Below are 22243 nucleotides of genomic sequence, written 5' to 3' on the forward strand. Positions count from 1 at the left end.
ACTCAGAGGCTGGAGCGGAAATCTCCGAAACATTCGGTCGACATGGCGAACGTTACGGGGTCAGCTGCAGCGCGCGTGCCCGACGCCACCTTGCCGCACGACACCTCCGGACGACGGCCGGCCCGTCTCTCGTCCGGAGGTGGGTCGGTGAGGCCGCGTCCGCTACAGGCCGACGTCGCGGCTGCGGATGTCCTCCAAGGACTCGCGGCGGATCAGGAGCCTGGCGCGGCCGTCGTCCACGGCGACCACCGGTGGGCGGCCCACCAGGTTGTAGCCGGACGCCATGGACAGGTGGTAGGCGCCGGCGACCGGCACGGCGAGCAGGTCTCCGGGGCGAATGTCGTCGGGGAGTTCGACGTCGGCGGGGACGACGACGTCGCCCGCCTCGCAGTGCCGGCCCACCACGGTCACCGGGGTCGGGGCGGCGGTGCTGCGCCGGCCCACCGGGCGGGGCGCGTACCGGACCCCGTACAGGGCGGGTCGGGGGTTGTCGCTCATGCCGCCGTCGACCGCGACGTACATGTGCGCGCCGGTGCGCTTGACGGCGAGGACGTGGTAGAGCGCGATCCCCGCCGGGCCCGCCATCGCCCGCCCGGGTTCGATGACGAGGCGGGGCACGGCGAGCCCCGCTGCCGCGCACGCCTCGACCAGCTCCGCACGCACCTTGCGGGCCAGCAGGGTCAGGTCCAGGGCCGGTTCACCGGGCCGGTAGGCGATGCCGTGACCGCCGCCCAGGTCGAGTTCGGGCAGGACCAGGCCGTGCTGTTCGTCCAGCCGGGCCATGAGACCGACCAGGCGCCGCACGGCGGCGAGATAGGGCTTGACGCTGGTGATCTGCGAACCCAAGTGGCAGTGCAGGCCTGCCAGTTGGAGCTGCGGCTGATCGAGGATGCGGGCGATGGCGTACTGTGCGTACCCGTCGGAGATGGACAGTCCGAACTTCTGGTCCTCGGTGCCGGTGCGGATCTTCTCGTGTCCGCCGGCGCTGATGCCCGGCACGACGCGGACCATCACCTTCTGGTGGCCGCCGGGCCCGACCGCCGCGGCCAGCCGGGCGATCTCCGAGGGGCTGTCGATGACGATACGGCCGACCCCGAGGCGCAGGGCGGTCTCCAGGTCGCGCGGGGACTTGGCGTTGCCGTGCAGCACGATCCTGTCCGGCGGGAATCCAGTGGTGACCGCGAGTTCGAGTTCGCCGGCCGAGCACACGTCGAGCCCGAGTCCCTCCTCGTCCATCCAGTGGACCATCGCCCGGCACAGGAACGCCTTGGCCGCGTACAGGACTTCCGCGTCGGGGAAGACATGCCGGTAGGTCCGGCAGCGTTCGCGCACCTCGGCCTCGTCCAGGACGTAGACGGGCGTGCCGAAGCGATCGGCGACCTCGGCCAGGGCCACGCCGCCGACGGAGAGGGCACCCGGGCGGGGCTCGGCGGTGGAGACGGGCCACACGGACAGGGCGTCGGCGCCGGAAGAGACCGCAGGTTCGTGGAGGGTGGTCATGGCGGGGCCCCCTCAGCCGATCCGCAGTACGGGAACAGGGACGACGGACTCGACCGGCGTGGGAGCCGGTGCCGCGAACTGCGGATCCAGCGTGAGGGTGGTGACACCGAGAGGTGCCGTCAGCGCGCGCAGTGCGGGCTCGGCGAGCCCGATCCACGCCTGCTTCGGCCCGAGCGTGGCGATCAACTGCCGCTCGGAGGTGAAGCCTACGGCCGTACGGCCGCCGAGAGGTGTGCGGAAGAGGCGCGTCACGCACCCCGATGGTCCCGGCCGGACCGGAACGTACAGCGGGCCGGCCGGGAACCGATCAGAGGGCTCCGGGTCTTCGTCGGACAGGGTGTCTGCCATGGGATGCCTCCGGGTGGATCCGAGGTGGGTCCGAGGTGGATCGGGCGAGAGCCAGAAGGTGGGTCAGTGAGACCCGAGGTGGGTCGGGTGAGCTCCGAGGTGGGTCGGGCGAGCGGTTCGACAGCCCCGGACGCGGGGAGGCGGACCGGGGTTTGCCACTGACGCCATGCCCGGCGTCCGGGGTTCCGAACGGCTCATAACGGCACTCTGACGGCGACCGTCCGGACGCTGACGGGATGCTGACACGAGACCTGGCCGACAACGGGTGCCACCGGCGCCCCGTTACGGCCGGCCCCAGCTGCCGGGCCCACCCCCCTGCCCGAGACGCGAGCCAGTACGACACGCAAGTGCGACACGGAACCGGCCCGCACCATCACGCTGGGTATCCACCCACCCGCAAGGCGTCCACGCGTTCCCGTACAGCCCAACGGGGCGCCCTCAAGCCCCTGAGCTCGATTGTTGATGTGCAGCCACCGCCGACACGGCCAGTCTTAACGGAAGCTTGACGCCGCCGGCCCCCCTATCCGCGGGCCCGTGCGTCACTCTCTGCTTACGCTGGTGCCGCCGTCCGCGTGATGGCCGGAGCACTACGCCGATCCGCACATCAGGAGCACGCCGATGGCCGCCACGACCGAACACCCACCGCCCAGTCGTCTGCGCGCCTGGATGCTGCAGGGGCTGTCCGACATGGGCAAGGGCCACGCTCCTCAGGATCCGCACGCCGAGCCGGAGCCCGCCCCCAAGGGCCGGCCCTGGTATCGCGTCATGTGCCTCACCGGCGTCGACTACTTCTCGACTCTCGGCTACCAGCCGGGCATCGCCGCCCTCGCGGCCGGCCTGCTCTCCCCAGTGGCGACCATCGTGCTCGTGATCGTCACCCTCGCCGGCGCCCTGCCCGTCTACCGTCGGGTGGCCGAGGAGAGCCCGCACGGCGAGGGCTCCATCTCGATGCTGGAGCGGCTGCTGTCCTTCTGGAAGGGCAAGCTGTTCGTCCTGACCCTGCTCGGCTTCGCCGCCACGGACTTCCTGATCACCATCACACTGTCGGCGGCCGACGCCTCGACCCACCTGGTCGAGAACCCGCACCTGAACAGCGCACTGCACGACAAGCAGCTCCTGATCACCCTCATCCTCGTGGCGCTGCTAGGCGCGGTGTTCCTCAAGGGGTTCCTGGAGGCGATCGGCGTCGCCGTCGCCCTGGTCGGCGTCTACCTCGTGCTCAACGCCGTCGTCGTGGTCGTCGGCCTCTACCACGTCGTCACCGAGCAGCACGTGGTCACCGACTGGTCCAACGCCCTCACCGCCGAGCACGGCAACGTCTTCGCCATGATCGGCGTCGCCCTGATCGTCTTCCCCAAGCTCGCCCTCGGCCTCTCCGGTTTCGAGACGGGCGTCGCGGTGATGCCGCACGTCAAGGGCGACTCCGGCGACACCGAGGAGCAACCGAAGGGCCGGATCCGGGACACGAAGAAGCTGCTCACCACCGCCGCCGTGATCATGAGCTGCTTCCTGATCGCGACGAGCTTCATCACCACGCTGCTGATCCCGGAGAGGGAGTTCGAGTCGGGCGGCGAGGCCAACGGCCGCGCGCTGGCGTTCCTCGCCCACGAGTACCTCGGTGGCGCCTTCGGCACGGTCTACGACGTCTCGACGATCGCCATCCTGTGGTTCGCCGGCGCCTCCGCCATGGCCGGTCTGCTCAACCTGATGCCCCGCTATCTGCCTCGCTACGGCATGGCCCCGCACTGGGCGCGCGCGGTGCGTCCGATGGTCATCGTCTTCACGCTGGTCGCCTTCCTGGTCACCTGGATCTTCGACGCCGACGTCGACGCCCAGGGCGGCGCGTACGCCACCGGCGTCCTGGTGCTGATCAGCTCCGCGGCCATCGCCGTGACCATCGCGGCCCGCAAGGCCGGTCAGCGGCACTGGACCATCGCCTTCGCGGTCATCTCCGCGGTGTTCCTCTACACGACCGTCGCGAACGTCATCGAGCGCCCCGACGGCGTGAAGATCGGCGCCTGCTTCATCGCCGGCATCATCCTCATCTCCCTGCTCTCCCGGCTGCTGCGCGCCTTCGAGCTCCGCGTGACCAGCGTGACGCTGGACGACATGGCGGAACGATTCGTCAGAGACATAGCCAGCCGCAGGATCCGGTTCATCGCCAACGAGCCGGACCGCCGGGACAAGGCCGAGTACCGCGACAAGATCGAGCAGATCCGCCAGGACAACGACATGCCCGAGCAGGAGGACTTCGTCTTCGTCGAAGTGACGGTGACGGACCCTTCCGAGTTCGAGGCCGGCTTGACCGTGCGCGGCGACGTCATGCACGGCCGCTACCGCGTCCTCACCCTGGAGTCGTCCTCCATTCCCAACGCCCTGGCCGCACTGCTCCTGCACGTCCGCGACACGACCGGCTGCATCCCGCACATCTACTTCGAGTGGACCGAGGGCAGCCCCTTCCACAACTTCCTGCGCTTCTTCCTCTTGGGCCAGGGCGAGGTCGCCCCGGTCACCCGCGAGGTGCTGCGCGAGGCCGAACCCGACCGGGACCGCAGGCCACGGGTACACACCGGCTGAAACGGCCGCGGGCATCAGGATCGCGTCAAGGTTGAACCGTAAGGCGTCAAGAGCGCCGTCAGCCGGACCGTTCCCGCGCCGGGACCCCTACCGTCTGCACTGTGCCGTCCGGAGGAAGCAGACCGCGTCCGGCCCCGACCGGCGACCGCCACTGGCGTGACGACGCCCGATTCGCCATGGGCTGCTCCCTGGCCTTCCTCGGCATGGCCCTGCTCGTCGACTACGACGCGCGGACCCTGACCACGCCCCGGGCCCTGCTGTGGCTGGTGCTGACGGCCGTGGTCTTCACGATCCTGCTCCCCCAGCGCGTGACCGCGGGCCCGGGATGGCTGGCGGTGCGTGGCCTCGTACGACGGCAGGCGGTGCGCACGGACGCGCTGGTGACGGTACGGCAGTACGGCGACATCTCCGCGCACCTGACCCTGTGCGACACGGACGGCCACCGCCTGGAACTGGACCCACGGATCCTCGTCGCCAACCCGCTGCTGTGGCACGAGCTGGACACCGGGGTACGCCGCTCGCGCCAACGCGGGACGCTGCGCGAAGGCGTGGACGTGCTGGAGCAGCTGGGGCATCAGATCGACGACGCGACGGCGCGAGCGGTGCTCAAGGCGTCGGGGTTCTCCTGAACTCCGCACTACGGTAGGGATCGCCGCACAGGCGACAACTTACGACAAAGCCCCCACATCCCCCACCGTCAGCGAGGCGCTCCCCCATGACCCTGAGCATCCGCAACCAACTCCCCGGCACGATCACCGCCATCACCCCCGGCGAGGTCATGGCAACGGTCAAGCTCCGCCTCAGCGGCGGCCAGGACCTCACCGCGGCGATCACCCTGGAGGCCGTCGAGGATCTCGGCTTGGCCGAAGGCACCGCCGTGAAGGCCCTCGTGAAGGCGACGGAGATCTCCCTCGCCACGGCCCCGATCGAGGGCCTGTCGATCCGCAACCAGCTTCCCGGCACGATCACCGGCATCGCCACGGGCGGCGCGATGGCCTCGGTCAAGATCGCCGTGGAGGGCGGCGCCCTGACCGCGGCCATCACCAGGGACGCCACCACCGACCTCGTCCTCTCCCCCGGCGCCCCGGTTGTCGCGCTGGTCAAGGCGACGGAGGTCGCCCTGTCGACGGCGTGACACAGAAGGGCCCCGCCCGGCCGGGAAGGCCAGGGCGGAGCCCTTCGTTCACCTACGTCCGAACGTGAGTCCGTCGGTACGTCAGCCCCTCGGCAGGTCAGTCCTCGTACGCGTCCAGCGGCGGGCAGGAGCACACGAGGTTCCGGTCACCGAAGGCCTGGTCGATCCGGCGCACCGGCGGCCAGTACTTGTCGGCGACCGTGACCCCGGACGGGAACACGGCCTCCTCACGGCCGTAAGCGTGCTCCCACTCCCCGCCCAGCGCCCCGGCGGTGTGCGGAGCGTTCCGCAGCGGGTTGTCGTCGGCGGGCCACTCACCCGACCCGACCTTCTCGATCTCCGCACGGATGGCGATCATCGCCTCGCAGAAACGGTCGAGTTCGATCAGATCCTCGGACTCGGTCGGCTCGATCATCAGCGTCCCGGCCACCGGGAACGACATGGTCGGCGCGTGGAAGCCGTAGTCGATGAGCCGCTTGGCCACGTCGTCGACGCTCACCCCGGTCGCCTTGGTCAGCGGCCGCAGATCGATGATGCACTCGTGCGCGACGAGCCCGCCGGGCCCGGTGTAGAGCACCGGGTAGTGCGGCTCCAGCCGCTTGGCGATGTAGTTGGCGGACAGCACGGCCACCTGCGTGGCCCGCTTGAGTCCCTCGCCGCCCATGAGCCGGACGTACGCCCACGAGATCGGCAGGATCCCGGCAGAACCCCACGGCGCGGCCGAGATCGGCCCGACGCCGGTCTCCGGTCCGGCCGCCGGCTGCATCGGATGGTTCGGCAGGTACGGCGCCAGATGCGCACGCACACCCACCGGACCGACCCCGGGGCCACCGCCTCCGTGCGGGATGCAGAAGGTCTTGTGCAGGTTCAGATGCGAGACGTCGCCACCGAAGTGCCCCGGCTTGGCCAGCCCCACCAGGGCATTGAGGTTGGCGCCGTCGACGTACACCTGCCCGCCCGCTTCGTGCACCTGCGCGCAGATGTCGGCGACATGCTCCTCGAACACGCCGTGCGTCGACGGGTACGTGATCATCAGCACCGAGAGCTCGTCGCGGTACTGCTCGATCTTCGCCCGCAGATCCGCGACGTCGATCTCACCGTCCTCGGCGGTCTTCACGACGACGACCTTCATGCCGGCCATGACGGCACTGGCGGCGTTGGTCCCGTGAGCCGAAGACGGAATCAGACACACGGTGCGCTGCTCGTCCCCGTTGGCCCGGTGGTATCCGCGTACGGCGAGCAGCCCGGCCAGCTCACCCTGCGACCCGGCGTTGGGCTGCAGCGAGACCTTGTCGTAGCCGGTGACCTCGGCGAGACGTTCCTCCAGCTCGTGGATGAGCGTCAGATAGCCCTGCGCCTGCTCGGCCGGCGCGAAGGGGTGCAGCTGCCCGAACTCCGGCCAGGTGACCGGCTCCATCTCGGTCGTCGCGTTGAGCTTCATCGTGCAGGACCCGAGCGGGATCATGCCCCGGTCCAGCGCGTAGTCGCGGTCGGCGAGCCTGCGCAGGTAGCGCAGCATCGCGGTCTCGGAACGGTGCTGGTGGAAGACAGGGTGCGTGAGGTAATCGTCGGTGCGCAGCAGCGCGCCCGGCACGGCGTCCTCGGTCACCGCGTCCAGCGCCTCGATGTCACCCTCGACCCCGAACGCCGCCCATACGGCGCCCAGTTGGGCCCGCGCGGTGGTCTCGTCGCAGGCGACGGACACGTGGTCGGCGTCGACGAGGTGAAGGTTCACACCGTTCTGCCGGGCGGCGGTGACGATCTCGGCGGGCTTCGCAGGCACACGCACGGTGAGCGTGTCGAAGTAGGAAGCGTGCACGACCTCGACCCCACCCGCCGTGAGGCCGGCGGCGAGGATGGAGGCGTACCGATGCGTCCGCCGGGCGATGCCCTTCAGCCCCTCGGGCCCGTGGTAGACGGCGTACATCCCGGCCATCACCGCGAGCAGGACCTGAGCGGTGCAGATGTTGCTGGTCGCCTTCTCGCGCCGGATGTGCTGCTCACGCGTCTGCAGGGCCAGGCGGTACGCCTTGTTCCCGTCCGCGTCCACGGACACACCCACGAGCCGCCCCGGCAGGCTGCGCGCGAACTTCTCGCGCACGGCCATGTAACCGGCGTGCGGCCCGCCGAAGCCCATCGGCACCCCGAACCGCTGCGTCGTCCCGATCGCGATGTCCGCCCCGAGCTCACCGGGCGACTTCAGCAGCGCGAGCGCGAGCAGATCGGCGGCGACGCTGACGAGGGCACCGAGCTCATGAGCCTGCTCGATGACGGACTCGATGTCCCGTACGACACCGGACGCGCCCGGGTACTGCAGGAGCACGCCGTTGATCTCACGCGAGGCGATCTCGGCCGGGATGCCGTCGCTGAGATCGGCGACAACCACCTCCACACCGGTCGGCTCGGCGCGGGTCTCGATCACGGCGATGGTCTGCGGCAGCACATCCGCGTCGACCAGGAACAGCCCCTTCTTGTTCTTGCCCAAACGCCGGGACAGAGCCATGGCCTCCGCCGCCGCCGTCCCCTCGTCGAGCAGAGAGGCACCGGAGGTCGGCAGTCCGGTGAGGTCGGCGACCATGGTCTGGAAGTTCAGCAGGGCTTCGAGTCGCCCCTGCGAGATCTCGGGCTGATACGGCGTGTAAGCGGTGTACCAAGCCGGATTTTCCATGACATTGCGCAGGATGACCGGCGGTGTGAAGGTCCCGTAGTACCCGAGCCCGATCATCGAGTCCAGCACCTGGTTGCGATCGGCGAGCGACCGCAGTTCTGCGAGCACCTCGGCCTCGGTACGCGCCCCCGGCAGATCAAGGGAATCGGCGTTCTTGATCACATCCGGCACCGCGGCGGCGGTGAGCTCGTCCAGCGAGCCGTACCCGACGTGGGCAAGCATCTTGGCCCGAGCCTCATGATCAGGACCAATATGACGCTGCTCGAAAGGGATCCCCTGCTCGAGCTCGGCGAGCGGAATGCGATGGGCGGTCATTGCGGAGGCCTCCTGGTCTGACACGACCTTCGAGGGGCACCACGGCACGGGTACCCCGACGGCCTCCCCCTCTGTCATCTCAACCTGAGAGCTTCACCGGGGCACCCAAGGGCTCCCGGCTTTCACCGTCGGTGAGAGCGGAAGCCGTCGACCCCCGCCCTGCTTTCCAGAGTGACCTCGTCCGTGCGGTACGTGTGCCTGAGAGATTCCGGGGAGGATTTGCTCCTTCGGCGCCTCCGGATGGTGTCCGAAGGACTCTCCCGCGCGGGGTCAGCAGCCGCTAGCCAGCCTACCAGCGGGGTCCACGCACTGACTTTCGAGTGGCCGCGCTCCCCAATGTGCCTTTTCGTAGTGCTTACGGATGAGTTGCGACCAGTGGAGGCCCCGTGCAGACCGACATCGATCCGCGCCACCTGATCGGCCGCAAGGCCTTCGACCGCAGCGGCACCAAGATCGGCACCATCGACGAGGTCTACCTCGACGACGCGACCGGAGTGCCGGAATGGGCGGCGATACGCACCGGCCTGTTCTCCCGGGACGCCTTCGTCCCCCTGGAGCCCAGCGAACTGGTCGAAGGCACCCTCCATGTCCCCTTCGACCGCGCCCTGATCAAGGACGCCCCCGACTTCGGCGTAGGCCGCCACCTCTCCCCCGAACAGGAACTCCAGCTCTACCACCACTACGGCCTTGACGTGGCCCCTCCCTCCACGCCCCCGGACCGAGACTTCGGCAACTTGGCAGGCACGGAAACCCCAGAGGACAACGGCCCCCGGACAACGCACCCACACCCCTGACTACGACCAGCCACACCGGGCGACCACCTCCCCCGACCACACCGCCGCTGCGGCCGCAAAACAGCGCGCCCCGCCGACACAGCTGCGACCACCGCGGCAGGACGAACCGCCCGAGAGGCCAAGCCGCGGACACGGCTACAGGACAGATCGCTTCAGCATGCGCGGCTGCCGACACCACGGCACGACAAACCCCCCACAGCCGTCGCCGCTGCCGACACCGCCACAGCCAAGATCGCCCCACCATGTACAGCCGCGGGCACACTGCACGACGGCCCCCTGTAGCCATAGCCGCGGACACCGCCCCAGGAGAACCGCCCAGCGGGCACAGCCGACGCAACCACCGCACGACGGGCCACCCCAGCGGCCGTAGCCGCGGACACCGCCCCAGGGCATGGGCGCAGCGGCACCCCGCCGACGCGGGCGAGCGACCCCACCTCCACGGACCACCACCACGCCGGACCACCACTACACCGGGCAAGCAGCGACGCCGCACGGCAGCGTCCACCCCCGCCCCCTACCCACGCGCCACAGGCATCTCCCCGACCTCCCCGCCGTTCCCCTCCGCCGATCCGGCCTCCCCCGCCCCTAAGACCCCACCAGCCCCAGATACACCGGGCCCCTCACGTCCCCCAGAGCCTCCAGGTCTGGCCCGCACCAACGGCAACGGATCCGCCCCTTCCAACCCGGGGTCGTCGACCCGGAACGTCCGCACCCGCCCCGGCTCCGAAGATTCAGGGGTCTCAAACCGCACAGTCACCCGCCCAAGCCCGCTCCCCTGGACCCACCCGTGCCCGTACTCGGCATGCCGCACATCGTGCCCCGCAGGCCACCGCCGCTCGACAGGCACAGCCTGCAGCTCCTCCGCAGGCTCCTCCCGGCCGCCCTCCTCCTCGGAGTGCTCGACCTGCTCCCCCGCCGCCTGTGCGAAGAGATCTTCCTGCGTGTAGTCGGCCAGCCCACTGACCCCGACCCCCAGCAGCCGCACGCCACCCGTCGTGTCCACGGACTCCAGCAGCCGCGCCGCAGCCTCCCGCACCACCGCCGGATCATCCGTGGGCCCACGCAGCGTCTCGGAACGGGTCAACGTCGAGAAGTCGTACCGCCGCACCTTCAGCACGATGGTCCGCCCGGACAACCCCGCCCCACGCAGCCGCCGCACACAACGATCGGCAAGCCGCTGCACCTCCAGGCCCACCCGAACCCGGTCGTGAATGTCCACGTCATAGGTGTCCTCCACCGACACGGACTTGGCCTCCCGCTCGGCCACCACCGGCCGCTCGTCGTGCGCCAGCGCCATGGCGTACAGGGCATGCCCATGAGCCTTGCCCAGCAGCCGAACCAGCTCGTCCTCACCCGCCTCGGCGATCTCCTCGACCGTGTGGATCCCGGCACGCCGCAGATGATCCCCCGTCGCCGGCCCCACGCCCGGCAGAGTCCGCACGGACATCGGCCCGAGCAGCGCCCGCTCGCTCCCGGGCTCGATCACCACCAACCCATCGGGCTTGGCCTGCTCCGAGGCGATCTTCGCCAGCATCTTGGACGCGGCCAGGCCCACCGATCCCGCGAGCCCGGTGGCCGCACGTATGTCAGCGCGCAGCTTCGCCCCCACCAACCGCGCGGACCCCTCGTCCCAGGCCGCTCCCCCGGCCTCCAGATCCACGAAGGCCTCGTCCAGGCTCAGCGGCTCCACCAGCGGCGACAGCTCCCGCAGCAGCGCCATCACCTGCTCGCTGATGTCTCGGTAGATCGCGAAGCGCGGCACAAGATACGCGGCATTCGGCGCCAGTCGGCGCGCCTGGGCCATGGGCATCGCCGAGTGAACCCCGAAGACCCGAGCCTCGTAGGACGCCGTGGCGACGACTCCCCGCGGCCCGAGCCCGCCCACGATCACGGCCTTCCCGCGCAGGCTCGGCTTGGATGCCTGCTCCACCGAGGCGTAGAAGGCATCCATGTCGAGATGCAGGATCGTAGGCGCGTTCCTCACATCTCCGATGCTGCCTCACGCCACTGACAATGCCCTGCTACGACCGCCTGGCCCACGACCGCCGTACCTCGCCCTACCCGCCCGACCACTGCGAGGCACCTCGGCGAAGACCGCAAAGGCCGCTCAGACCGCCCGGTTGCGCCGCCGAGCCAGCTCGTCCGCCGGATTGTGCCCGACCAACGTCTCCCCGGTGTCGATCCGCTCCCCGTGCAGCTGCGACAGGGCACTCTCACGTCCCGCCACACCACGCCCACGGCGATCCCGAAGATCCCCTGCCCACCCTGGAGCAGCGCATGGACCTCGTCCGGCGAGGTGCACTCGTAGACCGTCGCACCGTCGCTCATGAGCGTCATGCGCTCCAGATCACGAAAGCCCCGCTCCCGCAGATGCTGCACGGCGGTACGGATGTTCTGCAACGAGACACCGGTGTCGAGGAACCGCTTGACGATCTTCAGGACGACGACGTCCCGGAAGCTGTAGAGCCGCTGGGTTCCCGACCCGTACGCGGGCCGCACGCTCGGCTCGACGAGCCCGGTGCGCGCCCAGTAGTCCAGTTGCCGGTACGTGATGCCGGCGGCCGCACACGCCGTCGGACCGCGGTAGCCGATCTGCTCGGTCTCCATGGACGCCGCCCCTCCGCCACTGCTCGGCACGGCCGTCGGTCGCTGCGTAGCGTGATCGGCCGCGCTGCCCTGAAGCGGGCTCTGAAGCGGGTACGGGCCGCTCGCCCCGAAACCGCGTCCGGGGGCACCCCCAGCCGTACCGTCGCCGCTGCTTCTCACGCCGACCTCCGTCCTTGACCTGCCTTCTCGACGGTAGGCAGTCACCAGGGGTGCGTCAACGATCGCCACACTCGGCACGCCGAGTGATAATCACCCTAGGAGTGGTTTCCCGTACCCCACCGCGGGGAAAGGCTAGCCGAATGCGCTCGGAGCAAGGCGTAGGACGCTCGCGCTCGCCGCTGGCAAATACCGGCATTTGAGTTGTAACCGACTGTGGGCCGCACCACCACGGACCGCGAGTCCGTCGGGCCGCCGCCCACGCCGCCTCACTGACTGCTGGTGCCGAAGTCCTCGGGCGAGATCTGGTCGAGGAACTCGCGGAACTTCTCCACCTCGTCCTCCTGCTCGTCCGGGATCGCGATGCCCGCGTCGTCGAGCACCCCGTCGCTCCCGTAGATCGGCGTTCCGGTGCGCAAGGCCAGCGCTATGGCATCGGACGGGCGGGCGCTCACCTCGACGCCGCTGGCGAAGACCAGCTCGGCGTAGAAGACGCCCTCACGCAGATCCGTGATGCGTACTTCGGTGAGCTCCTGGCCGACGGCCTCCAGCACGTCCTTGAACAGGTCGTGGGTCAGCGGTCGCGCGGGGGCCATGCCCTGCTGGGCGAAAGCGATCGCCGTCGCCTCCCCCGGCCCGATCCAGATGGGGAGGTAGCGGTCGCCTCCCACTTCGCGCAGGAGCACGATCGGTTGGTTGGAGGGCATTTCGACCCGGACACCTACGACATCGAGCTCGTTCACACAGCAACCCTAGGCCGTGCTCGGGACGTTTGGGTAGTCGGGCAGAGAACGGGTGGCCGATCCGCCCTTCCTGTGCATGCCCCGCTCAGGGCAGCCGTACCCCGAGAGCGGTCTGCACCAGCGCGGCGTGCAGCTTCACCGTCAGCCCCGCGAGCTCCTTCGCACGGGCCTCCGCGTGTGCCCTGGTCTGCGGATTGCGGTGCCGCCTCAGGGGGGCCACGACCTGGTCCACGAGCCCGGCCTCACGGTCGGCAGCGCCCTTCATCACCCGCAGATGCCTTGGCTCGATCCCAAAGCGCCCCAGCTCGGAGACGAGCGAAGCCACGGTGACCGCCTCCGCGTCGTACACCCCGTCCGCCAGCGGCGTGATCAGCCCGTACGACTCCCACTCCTTGAGCTCCTGCTCACCGATCTCGGCAGCGGCCAGCAGTTGGGCCCGCCCGATCCGGGCCGCCGTGCGCCTCTCGGCCGGCTCCAGGACGGCTTCGCCGTCCCGCTGACGGCCCAGGGCCGGCAGCGGTGCGGCCTCCCCGCGTTCCATGGCGTCAAGGTGCTCACGGATCACCTTGAGCGGCAGATAGTGGTCCCGCTGCATCCTCAGTACGTGTCCGAGCCGCTCGACGTCCTGCGTACTGAACTTGCGGTACCCCGAGGGGGTCCGCTGAGGCTCGACGAGGCCCTCCGACTCCAGGAAGCGGATCTTGGAGATGGTGATGTCAGGGAATTCCTCGCGCAGCGCGTTCAGCACCGTGCCGATGCTCATCAGCCGACTGTCCGTGGCGGCGATGCCGTGCCCGGCACCGCCGCTCGGTGATTTCAGCATGGACCTTCCCTGGGTCTCCCCGGACGGGCTCCGGGGGAGGGTCAGTAGCCCCGCTGGCTCGCGTAGAACACCAGACGGTACTTGCCGATCTGGACCTCGTCGCCGTTGTTCAGAGCGACCTGGTCGATCCGCTCGCGGTTGACGTACGTGCCGTTCAGACTGCCGACGTCGGCCACCGTGAACGAGCCGTCCGGGCTACGCCGGAATTCCACGTGCCGACGCGAGACCGTCACGTCGTCCAGGAAGATGTCGCTCTGCGGGTGCCGACCGGCCGTGGTCAGATCGCCGTCCAGCAGGAAGCGGCTGCCCGAGTTCGGCCCCCGGCGCACCACCAGCAGCGCGGAACCCAGTGGCAGCGCGTCGACGGCCGCCTGGGCCTCGGGAGACAGCGCCGGAATCTGCGTCTGGCCGGTGGCCTCGGCGTCGTAGGCCTCAAGGCCGGAAATGGAGATCGTGGAGGTCGTCTCGGACGGACGCTCGGGCGCCGCACCGGCGCGCAGCGGCGCACCGCAGTTGGAACAGAAGCGGCTGTTCTCCGCGTTGCGGTTACCGCACCTCGTACACACCAGGGCCGACATCGGGGAAAACCCTCCACCCGTACTTGAGGTTGACGGTTGCCCGAAACCTATGCCGCCGGACTGGGCAGGGTCAACTGACGGCGCGCCCTGGCCTCCGGGAATGTCACCGCCCGGCCCAGGCACCTGGTCCCTGAACAGCGGGCGCTGGCCTTCCTCGTCCCCCTGTGCACGATGACGAGCGGTGGCATTGTCGCTGCTCTCTCGCGCGCTCTTGCCGAACAACTTCGCAAACAACTTCACGGGCGATTCCCCTTGACCGAAATAGACCCGCCCGTGGGGCAGGACGAACCCTGACTGCACTCTCTGAACGACCCGGACACCCTCACAACGTCCGTCTCCACCAGACAGTTTCCACCACGCACCACCCATTCGGTGCGCCGACCCCCCGCAACCTCATGCCCTCGCCGGATGTCCCCCATGCACCCCCGGTTCACTGGGAGGACGACCGAGCGTAGTCAGGCCGCTTCGCCGCTCGCAAGGCGTCCACGACGATCTTGTCCGACCGCTCGATGGTCACGGTGGCCTGCTCCTTCTCCAGAGTCTGCACCACGCCTCCAGGGATGTTGAGCGCCGGCTCGAGGTCCTGCGGTTTACCGATGACCTCGAAACGATAGGGCGCGTTGATCTTGTTCCCGTCGACGCTCACGCTGTTGCCGGAATCCGTCAGATAGGTGCCTGCGACAACGCGTACGCCGTTCACCTGGATCGCCTCCGCGCCGGCCGCGCGCAGCTCCTGGATCGCGTCGAGCAGCATGTCCGCCTCGACCGTCCCCTTCGTGTCGTCGATGGTCATCGTGATGCCAGGTCCCTGCGCGGCCACCGTGCCCGCCAGAATGCCGAGTTGCCTCTCCTTCTCGACCGTCTGCTTGCGAGCCTCCTCGGCCTGGTTCGAACTGTTCTCCAGTTCGTCCCGCTGCTTCTCGAGACCTTGCTTCTCGTCATCAAGACGCTGAGTACGGTCGTCCAGTTCATCGAGGATGCGAACGAGATCTTCCTGACGTGCGCCACGCAGGGCGCTGTCATCGTCACTGTTCGAGGCGACCTGGACGGCCAGACCGAAGCCGAGGCCGAACAGCAGCACGGCGACGATGAGTTGGGCCCTGGTCACGCGCGGCGGCCACAGCCCCTTCGCCAGCCGCTGCCGCCCGGTCAGCTCGCTCCGCTGCTCCTCGGGCGCGTCCACGGCCTCGGGCACGGCCGGCGCCTCGGACGCACCGGCGGCCGGCATTTCCTCCGGCAGTTCCTTGCGCAACCTGTTCTCGGGCGCCTCGTCGTGGTTGCTCATCGGCCTCACGCCCGGAACACGTGCCGGCGAATCGCCGCGGCGTTCGAGAAGATGCGGATGCCGAGCACCACGACGACTCCGGTGGACAGCTGGGCACCCACGCCCAACTTGTCGCCCAGGAACACGATCAGCGCGGCCACGACCACATTGGACAGGAACGACACGACGAAGACCTTGTCGTCGAAGATCCCGTCGAGCATGGCCCGCAGCCCTCCGAAGACGGCGTCGAGAGCCGCCACGACGGCGATCGGCAAGTAAGGCTCGACGACCGCCGGAACCTCAGGCCGGACCAACAGGCCGGCCACGACTCCCACGACGAGGCCCAGTACGGCGATCACGATGTGCCCTTCTCGGTTTTCTCGGTGTTCGGCTGTGCTGTGCGTACGATCACACTCGGTGCGGCGGGCAGCCGGAGGTCGTCCTGCACGGAAATGCCGGTCCTGACCCCGAAATTCTCCTGCAGGGCGTGCAGATACAGCCCGTCGGCACTGTCCTGGAACCTGGCGCTGAGCCGCTCCCCGTCCCCCACCGCGAGCACCGTGTACGGCGGAACCAGCGGCTTGTTGTCGACCAGTATCGCGTCACCCGCGGCCCTGATCGCCGACAGGGCCGTCAGGCGCTGCCCGTTGATGGAGATCGCCTCGGCGCCCGACTCCCACAGCCCGTTGATCACACGCTGCATGTCGCGGTCCCGCACCCGCCCGGTGTCGGAGAACCCGGATGTCCCGCGCGGGTCGCCGTCGCTGCCCGTGGAGGCTTCCTTGGCGTCGTTCACAACAAGCTTCACACCAGGCCCGTGCACCTCGACAGCGCCCGCCAGGATGCCCACGAGCTCCGCCTGGTCACTGGTGCCCGTCGCCTTCAGCGCCTCGCGCTGCCGCGCGCTCACATCGTCGCGCAGCTTGTCGACAGACTCCTCCAGCTTGTCCGCCGCCGCGGTCTCACGGTCGATGCGGTCGATCAGTTCCTCGCGCTCCTTAGCCATGACGGGCGCCGCGACCCGCGCCTGCGCCGCTCCCACGGTCACCACGAGCGCCGCGAGCACCAGACCGGCCGCGAGCCCGAGCTTCGCCCTCAGGGTCTTGGGCAGGCCCCCGTCACCCGCGGCCTTCTTCCGTTCGGCGGCTTGGGCGTACCCGTCGTCGAGGCTGTGATCCATGACGTTGGTGAGCAATGACATGGACGCGTCCGGGCGCGAGGGGCGCGTAGGTGTGCTCCGAACGGGGGGCTGCGGCATGCCGCACATCGTCGCACGTCGCGGCCGATACCTCCGAATGGCCCCACCGGCGTGCCGGACAGGCCCCTGGGGGCGCCTGTCCGGCACGCACGCGTACTGGGCGCCTCAGCGGCCGGCGCTGTCCACGACCGCCGCCCACTCGTCGAGCAGGGCCTGTGCGGACGCGTCGTCCGGCCCCTCGGCCCACAGATGCGTGACCGCCTCGGCCGGGTCGGGCAGCACCATCACCCAACGCCCGTCGGTCTCCACAACCCGAACACCGTCGGTTGTGTCGACAAAGCGATCTCCGGCCGCCTCTACGACTCGCCGCATCACGAGGCCCTTGACGGCCCAGGGAGTCGCAAGATCCCGCTTGATGACATGCGCCCGCGGAATCCGCGCGTCGATCTGGCTGAGCGTGAGCTGCGTCCGCGCCACCAGCCCGATCAGCCGTACGAAGGCCGCCGTACCGTCGAAGACACTGCTGAACTCGGGGACGATGAATCCGCCCCTGCCGTCACCACCGAAAATCGTCGTGTCATCGCGACCGACTCGGGTCAGATCGTCCGGCGAGGTGGTTGTCCACTCCACCTGGGTCCCGTGGTACGCCGCCACCTGCTCGGCGATCCGCGTAGTGGTCACCGGCAGCGCGACCCGCCCGCTGCGCCGCTCAGCGGCCACGAGGTCGAGCATGACGAGCAGGGCCCGGTCGTCCTCGACGATCCGCCCCTTCTCGTCGACCAGCGACAGCCGCTCACCGACGGGATCGAACCGCACCCCGAACGCCGCCCGCGCGGACGCCACGATCTCTCCCAGCCGCACCAACCCCGACCGCCGCGTGTCCGCCGACTCCGTGGGCCTGGACTCGTCGAGCCCGGGGTTGATGGTCAGCGAGTCCACACCGAGCTTCCCGAGCAGGCTGGGCAGTACAAGCCCCGCGCTGCCGTTGGAGGCGTCCACGACGACCTTCAGGCCCGACTCCGCAATCCCGGTCGTGTCGACATTCCGCAGCAACGACCCGGTGTAGGAGTCGAAGACGCTGGCCGGGAAATAGAGGTCCCCGATCTCGCCCGGGAACGCCCGCCGGTACTCCTGCCGCGCGAAGACCCGGTCCAGCTTCCGCTGACTGCCCTGCGACAGGTCGGCACCCTGCCCGTCGAAGAACATAATGTCCACGGAATCCGGCACCCCGGGCGTCGTCCGGATCATGATCCCGCCGGCACTGCCCCGCGCAGTCTGCTGCCGCGCCACGGGCAGCGGTACGTTCTCCAGATCTCGTACGTCGATGGCGCTGGCCTGCAGCGCGGAGATGACCGCCCTCTTCAGCGCCCGGGCACCACGGGAGTGGTCGCGCGCCGTGGTGACGGTTGACCCCTTCTTCAGGGTCGTCGCATAGGCGCCTGCGAGGCGAACGGCGAGCTCGGGCGTGATCTCAACGTTCAGGATTCCGGAGACGCCTCTGGCACCGAAGAGGTGCGCCTGGCCCCTCGACTCCCAGATCACCGAGGTGTTGACGAAGGCGCCGGCCTCGATGGTCTTGAACGGATAGACGCGTACGTTGCCCTGCACGATCGATTCTTCACCGATCAGGCACTCGTCACCGATGACCGCGCCGTCCTCGATCCGGGCGGCACGCATGATGTCGGTGTTCTTCCCGACGACGCAACCGCGCAGATTGCTGTGCTGCCCGACATACACGTTGTCGTGCACGACAGCCTTGTGCAGAAAGGCGCCGGTCTTCACGACGACGTTCGAACCGACGACGGTGTGCTCCCGGATTTCCGCACCGGCCTCGACCTTGGCGTAGTCCCCGATGTACAGGGGCCCTCGCAGAACGGCGTCGGCATGCACCTCGGCGCCTTCCGCCACCCACACACCCGGCGAGATCTCGAAGCCGTCGATCTCGACGTCGACCTTGCCCTCCAGGACGTCGGCCTGCGCCTTCACATAGCTCTCGTGCGTACCGACGTCCTCCCAGTACCCCTCCGCGACATACCCATAGACCGGCTTGCCCTCCTTCATCAGCTGCGGGAAGACGTCGCCGGACCAGTCCACGGGCACGTCGGCCTCGACATAGTCGAAGACCTCGGGCTCCATGACATAGATGCCGGTGTTCACGGTGTCCGAGAAGACCTGCCCCCAGGTCGGCTTCTCCAGGAAGCGCTCGACCCGGCCCTCCTCGTCGACGATGGTGATGCCGAATTCCAACGGATTGGGCACACGCGTCAGACAGACGGTGACCAGCGCGCCCTTTTCCTTGTGGAAATTGATCAGCTCAGTGAGGTCGAAGTCGGTCAGGGCATCACCGGAGATGACGAGGAAAGCATCGTCCTTCAACGCCTCTTCGGCGTTCTTGACGCTTCCGGCGGTACCGAGTGGCTTCTCCTCATTGGCATAGCTGAGCTCCATTCCGAGCTCTTCACCGTCACCAAAGTAGTTCTTGACCAGAGAGGCCAAGAACTGAACAGTTACGACGGTCTCACTCAGCCCATGCCTTTTGAGCAGCCGCAGAACGTGCTCCATGATCGGCCGGTTGGCCACCGGCAGGAGCGGCTTGGGCATGCTTGAGGTCATGGGGCGAAGGCGTGTGCCTTCGCCTCCGGCCATCACGACGGCCTTCATGTCGGAAGCGTCCTCCTCTAAAGAGACGACGGTCTAGCCGACTTCACCCGTCAGATTGTCCCGCACTTTTCCACCGCGGGCCATCGAGCCGCTACGCCCGCTTCAATCGGCGAGTTCCATCGGCCATGGCGTCCGCACGGACCAGGCGGCGGACCTGTACCACGTACAGGACTCCTGCCCACCAGTACAGCGTTGTACCCCATCCAGCGAACGCCCATCCGAAAATAGCAGCGAGTGACGGGATCCAGCCACTCCCGTCACTGAGCAGCAACAACGGGAAGGCATACATCAGGTTGAACGTAGCTGCCTTCCCAAGGAAGTTCACCTGCGGCGGCGGATAGCCATGACGTCTGAGGATGCCCACCATCACCAGCAGAACCAGTTCTCGCGCCAAAAGTACAGCGGTCAACCAGACCGGCAGAATCTCGCGCCAGGTGAGACCGACCAAAGTCGAGAGAATGTAGAGCCGATCGGCCGCAGGATCGAGAAGCCGGCCGAGGCTGCTGATCTGGTTCCAACGTCGCGCGAGCTTGCCGTCCAGGTAGTCGCTGACGCCGCTCAGAGCCAGCACCAGGAATGCCCAGCCGTCACTGTTCGGCCCACCGAACTCAGGTCTGAGAATTAGCCACAGGAACAGTGGCACCCCAAGGAGCCGCGCCATGCTGAGGATGTTGGGGATGGTGAGGACCCGGTTCGTCTGAACACGGGTCTCCTGGACCTCCACCCGGAGCCTCCTGTGGGGAACGTACCTACGATGCCCCTGACCCTACCTCAACGCAAAAAAGCTCTGGCCCTTGGGCATGTAGCCCAAGAGCCAGAGCTCTAAAAGGAGTTCGGCGGCGTCCTACTCTCCCACAGGGTCCCCCCTGCAGTACCATCGGCGCTGTAAGGCTTAGCTTCCGGGTTCGGAATGTAACCGGGCGTTTCCCTCACGCTATAACCACCGAAACACTATGAAACTGTCGAACCATGCCGCACCATACCGTGGCCTGGCATGGGGCTGTTCGTGGTTTCAGAACCAACACAGTGGACGCGAGCAACTGAGGACAAGCCCTCGGCCTATTAGTACCGGTCACCTCCACACGTTACCGTGCTTCCAGATCCGGCCTATCAACCCAGTCGTCTACTGGGAGCCTTACCCCATCAAGTGGGTGGGAATACTCATCTCGAAGCAGGCTTCCCGCTTAGATGCTTTCAGCGGTTATCCCTCCCGAACGTAGCCAACCAGCCATGCCCTTGGCAGAACAACTGGCACACCAGAGGTTCGTCCGTCCCGGTCCTCTCGTACTAGGGACAGCCCTTCTCAATATTCCTGCGCGCGCAGCGGATAGGGACCGAACTGTCTCACGACGTTCTAAACCCAGCTCGCGTACCGCTTTAATGGGCGAACAGCCCAACCCTTGGGACCGACTCCAGCCCCAGGATGCGACGAGCCGACATCGAGGTGCCAAACCATCCCGTCGATATGGACTCTTGGGGAAGATCAGCCTGTTATCCCCGGGGTACCTTTTATCCGTTGAGCGACGGCGCTTCCACAAGCCACCGCCGGATCACTAGTCCCGACTTTCGTCCCTGCTCGACCCGTCGGTCTCACAGTCAAGCTCCCTTGTGCACTTACACTCAACACCTGATTGCCAACCAGGCTGAGGGAACCTTTGGGCGCCTCCGTTACTCTTTAGGAGGCAACCGCCCCAGTTAAACTACCCATCAGACACTGTCCCTGATCCGGATCACGGACCCAGGTTAGACATCCAGCACGACCAGAGTGGTATTTCAACGGCGACTCCACGAACACTGGCGTGCCCGCTTCAAAGTCTCCCACCTATCCTACACAAGCCGAACCGAACACCAATATCAAACTGTAGTAAAGGTCCCGGGGTCTTTCCGTCCTGCTGCGCGAAACGAGCATCTTTACTCGTAGTGCAATTTCACCGGGCCTATGGTTGAGACAGTCGAGAAGTCGTTACGCCATTCGTGCAGGTCGGAACTTACCCGACAAGGAATTTCGCTACCTTAGGATGGTTATAGTTACCACCGCCGTTTACTGGCGCTTAAGTTCTCAGCTTCGCCAGGACGAATCCTGACTAACCGGTCCCCTTAACGTTCCAGCACCGGGCAGGCGTCAGTCCGTATACATCGCCTTACGGCTTCGCACGGACCTGTGTTTTTAGTAAACAGTCGCTTCTCGCTGGTCTCTGCGGCCACCCCCAGCTCGAGGAGCAAGTCCTCTCACCAAGCGTGGCCCCCCTTCTCCCGAAGTTACGGGGGCATTTTGCCGAGTTCCTTAACCATAGTTCACCCGAACGCCTCGGTATTCTCTACCTGACCACCTGAGTCGGTTTAGGGTACGGGCCGCCATGAAACTCGCTAGAGGCTTTTCTCGACAGCATAGGATCATCCACTTCACCACAATCGGCTCGGCATCAGGTCTCACCCTGTATGAATGGCGGATTTACCTACCACTCGGGCTACACCCTTACCCCGGGACAACCACCGCCCGGGATGGACTACCTTCCTGCGTCACCCCATCACTCACCTACTACAGGTCTGGTCCGTCGGCTCCACCACTCCCCTTTGCCCGAAGGCTCCAGGGCGGCTTCACGGACTTAGCATCGCCCGATTCAATGTTTGACGCTTCACAGCGGGTACCGGAATATCAACCGGTTATCCATCGACTACGCCTGTCGGCCTCGCCTTAGGTCCCGACTTACCCTGGGCAGATCAGCTTGACCCAGGAACCCTTAGTCAATCGGCGCACACGTTTCTCACGTGTGAATCGCTACTCATGCCTGCATTCTCACTCGTGAACCGTCCACAACTACCTTCCGGTGCTGCTTCACCCGGCACACGACGCTCCCCTACCCATCACGATCCCC

Annotated in this window: 16 protein-coding genes, 2 rRNA genes, 1 pseudogene and 1 riboswitch (1 of these 20 cut by a window edge); of the genes and pseudogenes, 4 read left to right on the forward strand and 15 right to left on the reverse strand. The window is 67.6% G+C overall.

The window, feature by feature from the left end; all coding sequences use genetic code 11:
* Positions 1 to 162 precede the first annotated feature (162 nt).
* Complete coding sequence (gene lysA / locus AB5J49_RS07350) at positions 163 to 1500, reverse strand: diaminopimelate decarboxylase (RefSeq protein ID WP_369167662.1); 1338 nt, start codon at positions 1498 to 1500, stop codon at positions 163 to 165.
* A 12-nt stretch (positions 1501 to 1512) separates the two neighbouring features.
* Positions 1513 to 1848 (reverse strand): SAV_915 family protein, encoded by a 336-nt coding sequence (locus AB5J49_RS07355; protein ID WP_369167663.1) that lies wholly within the window; start codon positions 1846 to 1848, stop codon positions 1513 to 1515.
* A gap of 618 nt (positions 1849 to 2466) precedes the next feature.
* On the opposite strand from AB5J49_RS07355, the gene AB5J49_RS07360 reads away from it, so the two are divergent.
* The 3 genes from AB5J49_RS07360 to AB5J49_RS07370 all read left to right on the forward strand — a co-directional run bounded on the left by AB5J49_RS07360 (position 2467) and on the right by AB5J49_RS07370 (position 5560).
* Positions 2467 to 4425 (forward strand): amino acid transporter, encoded by a 1959-nt coding sequence (locus AB5J49_RS07360; RefSeq protein WP_369167664.1) that lies wholly within the window; start codon positions 2467 to 2469, stop codon positions 4423 to 4425.
* Between the two features lie 176 nt (positions 4426 to 4601).
* Positions 4602 to 5054 carry a hypothetical protein gene (locus AB5J49_RS07365; protein WP_369175072.1) on the forward strand — a complete coding sequence of 151 codons (453 nt, stop codon included), beginning with the start codon at positions 4602 to 4604 and terminating at the stop codon, positions 5052 to 5054.
* An 86-nt stretch (positions 5055 to 5140) separates the two neighbouring features.
* A complete protein-coding gene (locus AB5J49_RS07370) occupies positions 5141 to 5560 on the forward strand; it encodes a molybdopterin-binding protein (RefSeq protein ID WP_369167665.1) in 420 nt (139 codons plus the stop codon).
* A 97-nt stretch (positions 5561 to 5657) separates the two neighbouring features.
* On the opposite strand, the gene gcvP is transcribed toward AB5J49_RS07370, so the two are convergent.
* Entirely contained in the window at positions 5658 to 8543 is a 2886-nt protein-coding gene (gcvP, locus tag AB5J49_RS07375; RefSeq protein WP_369167666.1) for an aminomethyl-transferring glycine dehydrogenase, read from the reverse strand.
* Positions 8544 to 8719: 176 nt separating this feature from the next.
* Positions 8720 to 8816, reverse strand: a riboswitch (glycine riboswitch).
* Positions 8817 to 8929: 113 nt separating this feature from the next.
* Here gcvP and AB5J49_RS07380 point away from each other — a divergent pair.
* Positions 8930 to 9337, forward strand: a complete 408-nt coding sequence (locus AB5J49_RS07380) for a PRC-barrel domain-containing protein (protein ID WP_369167667.1) — start codon at positions 8930 to 8932, stop codon at positions 9335 to 9337.
* A gap of 514 nt (positions 9338 to 9851) precedes the next feature.
* Here AB5J49_RS07380 and AB5J49_RS07385 read toward each other — a convergent pair.
* The 12 genes and pseudogenes from AB5J49_RS07385 to AB5J49_RS07440 all read right to left on the reverse strand — a co-directional run.
* A complete protein-coding gene (locus AB5J49_RS07385; protein WP_369167668.1) occupies positions 9852 to 11321 on the reverse strand; it encodes a DNA polymerase IV in 1470 nt (489 codons plus the stop codon).
* Positions 11322 to 11444: 123 nt separating this feature from the next.
* Positions 11445 to 11944 (reverse strand): annotated as a pseudogene (locus tag AB5J49_RS07390) (MerR family transcriptional regulator).
* Positions 11945 to 12369: 425 nt separating this feature from the next.
* Entirely contained in the window at positions 12370 to 12843 is a 474-nt protein-coding gene (locus AB5J49_RS07395; RefSeq protein WP_004002801.1) for a bifunctional nuclease family protein, read from the reverse strand.
* 85 nt (positions 12844 to 12928) lie between these two features.
* Positions 12929 to 13666 carry a MerR family transcriptional regulator gene (locus tag AB5J49_RS07400; RefSeq protein WP_369167669.1) on the reverse strand — a complete coding sequence of 246 codons (738 nt, stop codon included), beginning with the start codon at positions 13664 to 13666 and terminating at the stop codon, positions 12929 to 12931.
* A 41-nt stretch (positions 13667 to 13707) separates the two neighbouring features.
* On the reverse strand, positions 13708 to 14613 hold the full coding sequence (locus tag AB5J49_RS07405) for an FHA domain-containing protein (RefSeq protein ID WP_369167670.1): 906 nt from the start codon (positions 14611 to 14613) through the stop codon (positions 13708 to 13710).
* Between the two features lie 61 nt (positions 14614 to 14674).
* Positions 14675 to 15529, reverse strand: coding sequence for a DUF881 domain-containing protein (locus tag AB5J49_RS07410; protein ID WP_369167671.1), 855 nt, complete (start codon positions 15527 to 15529; stop codon positions 14675 to 14677).
* Positions 15530 to 15534: 5 nt separating this feature from the next.
* The gene (locus tag AB5J49_RS07415) at positions 15535 to 15867 is read right to left on the reverse strand and encodes a small basic family protein (RefSeq protein ID WP_003988855.1); all 333 of its coding nucleotides are present in this window, start codon (positions 15865 to 15867) and stop codon (positions 15535 to 15537) included.
* The gene (locus AB5J49_RS07420) at positions 15864 to 16775 is read right to left on the reverse strand and encodes a DUF881 domain-containing protein (protein WP_369167673.1); all 912 of its coding nucleotides are present in this window, start codon (positions 16773 to 16775) and stop codon (positions 15864 to 15866) included. The genes AB5J49_RS07415 and AB5J49_RS07420 overlap by 4 nt, the downstream gene beginning before the upstream one ends.
* A gap of 96 nt (positions 16776 to 16871) precedes the next feature.
* Positions 16872 to 19367, reverse strand: coding sequence for a sugar phosphate nucleotidyltransferase (locus AB5J49_RS07425; protein WP_369167675.1), 2496 nt, complete (start codon positions 19365 to 19367; stop codon positions 16872 to 16874).
* Positions 19368 to 19458: 91 nt separating this feature from the next.
* Complete coding sequence (locus tag AB5J49_RS07430) at positions 19459 to 20091, reverse strand: CDP-alcohol phosphatidyltransferase family protein (protein WP_369167677.1); 633 nt, start codon at positions 20089 to 20091, stop codon at positions 19459 to 19461.
* Between the two features lie 107 nt (positions 20092 to 20198).
* Positions 20199 to 20315 (reverse strand): 5S ribosomal RNA (gene rrf, locus AB5J49_RS07435).
* Between the two features lie 94 nt (positions 20316 to 20409).
* Positions 20410 to 22243 (reverse strand): 23S ribosomal RNA (locus tag AB5J49_RS07440) (it continues 1286 nt past the right edge of the window).

Origin of the sequence: Streptomyces sp. R28 (genome assembly GCF_041052385.1) — a bacterium.
Taxonomy (GTDB): domain Bacteria; phylum Actinomycetota; class Actinomycetes; order Streptomycetales; family Streptomycetaceae; genus Streptomyces.

What these genes read in the sequence shown, in the direction of transcription:
- AB5J49_RS07355 (WP_369167663.1), bottom strand. Translation starts at nt 1,848, where the DNA reads ATGGCAGACACCCTGTCCGACGAAGACCCGGAGCCCTCTGATCGGTTC.
- AB5J49_RS07365 (WP_369175072.1), top strand. Translation starts at nt 4,602, where the DNA reads ATGGGCTGCTCCCTGGCCTTCCTCGGCATGGCCCTGCTCGTCGACTAC.
- lysA (WP_369167662.1), bottom strand. Translation starts at nt 1,500, where the DNA reads ATGACCACCCTCCACGAACCTGCGGTCTCTTCCGGCGCCGACGCCCTG.
- AB5J49_RS07370 (WP_369167665.1), top strand. Translation starts at nt 5,141, where the DNA reads ATGACCCTGAGCATCCGCAACCAACTCCCCGGCACGATCACCGCCATC.
- AB5J49_RS07425 (WP_369167675.1), bottom strand. Translation starts at nt 19,367, where the DNA reads ATGAAGGCCGTCGTGATGGCCGGAGGCGAAGGCACACGCCTTCGCCCC.
- gcvP (WP_369167666.1), bottom strand. Translation starts at nt 8,543, where the DNA reads ATGACCGCCCATCGCATTCCGCTCGCCGAGCTCGAGCAGGGGATCCCT.
- AB5J49_RS07400 (WP_369167669.1), bottom strand. Translation starts at nt 13,666, where the DNA reads ATGCTGAAATCACCGAGCGGCGGTGCCGGGCACGGCATCGCCGCCACG.
- AB5J49_RS07420 (WP_369167673.1), bottom strand. Translation starts at nt 16,775, where the DNA reads ATGTGCGGCATGCCGCAGCCCCCCGTTCGGAGCACACCTACGCGCCCC.
- AB5J49_RS07410 (WP_369167671.1), bottom strand. Translation starts at nt 15,529, where the DNA reads ATGAGCAACCACGACGAGGCGCCCGAGAACAGGTTGCGCAAGGAACTG.
- AB5J49_RS07405 (WP_369167670.1), bottom strand. Translation starts at nt 14,613, where the DNA reads ATGGGTGGTGCGTGGTGGAAACTGTCTGGTGGAGACGGACGTTGTGAG.
- AB5J49_RS07360 (WP_369167664.1), top strand. Translation starts at nt 2,467, where the DNA reads ATGGCCGCCACGACCGAACACCCACCGCCCAGTCGTCTGCGCGCCTGG.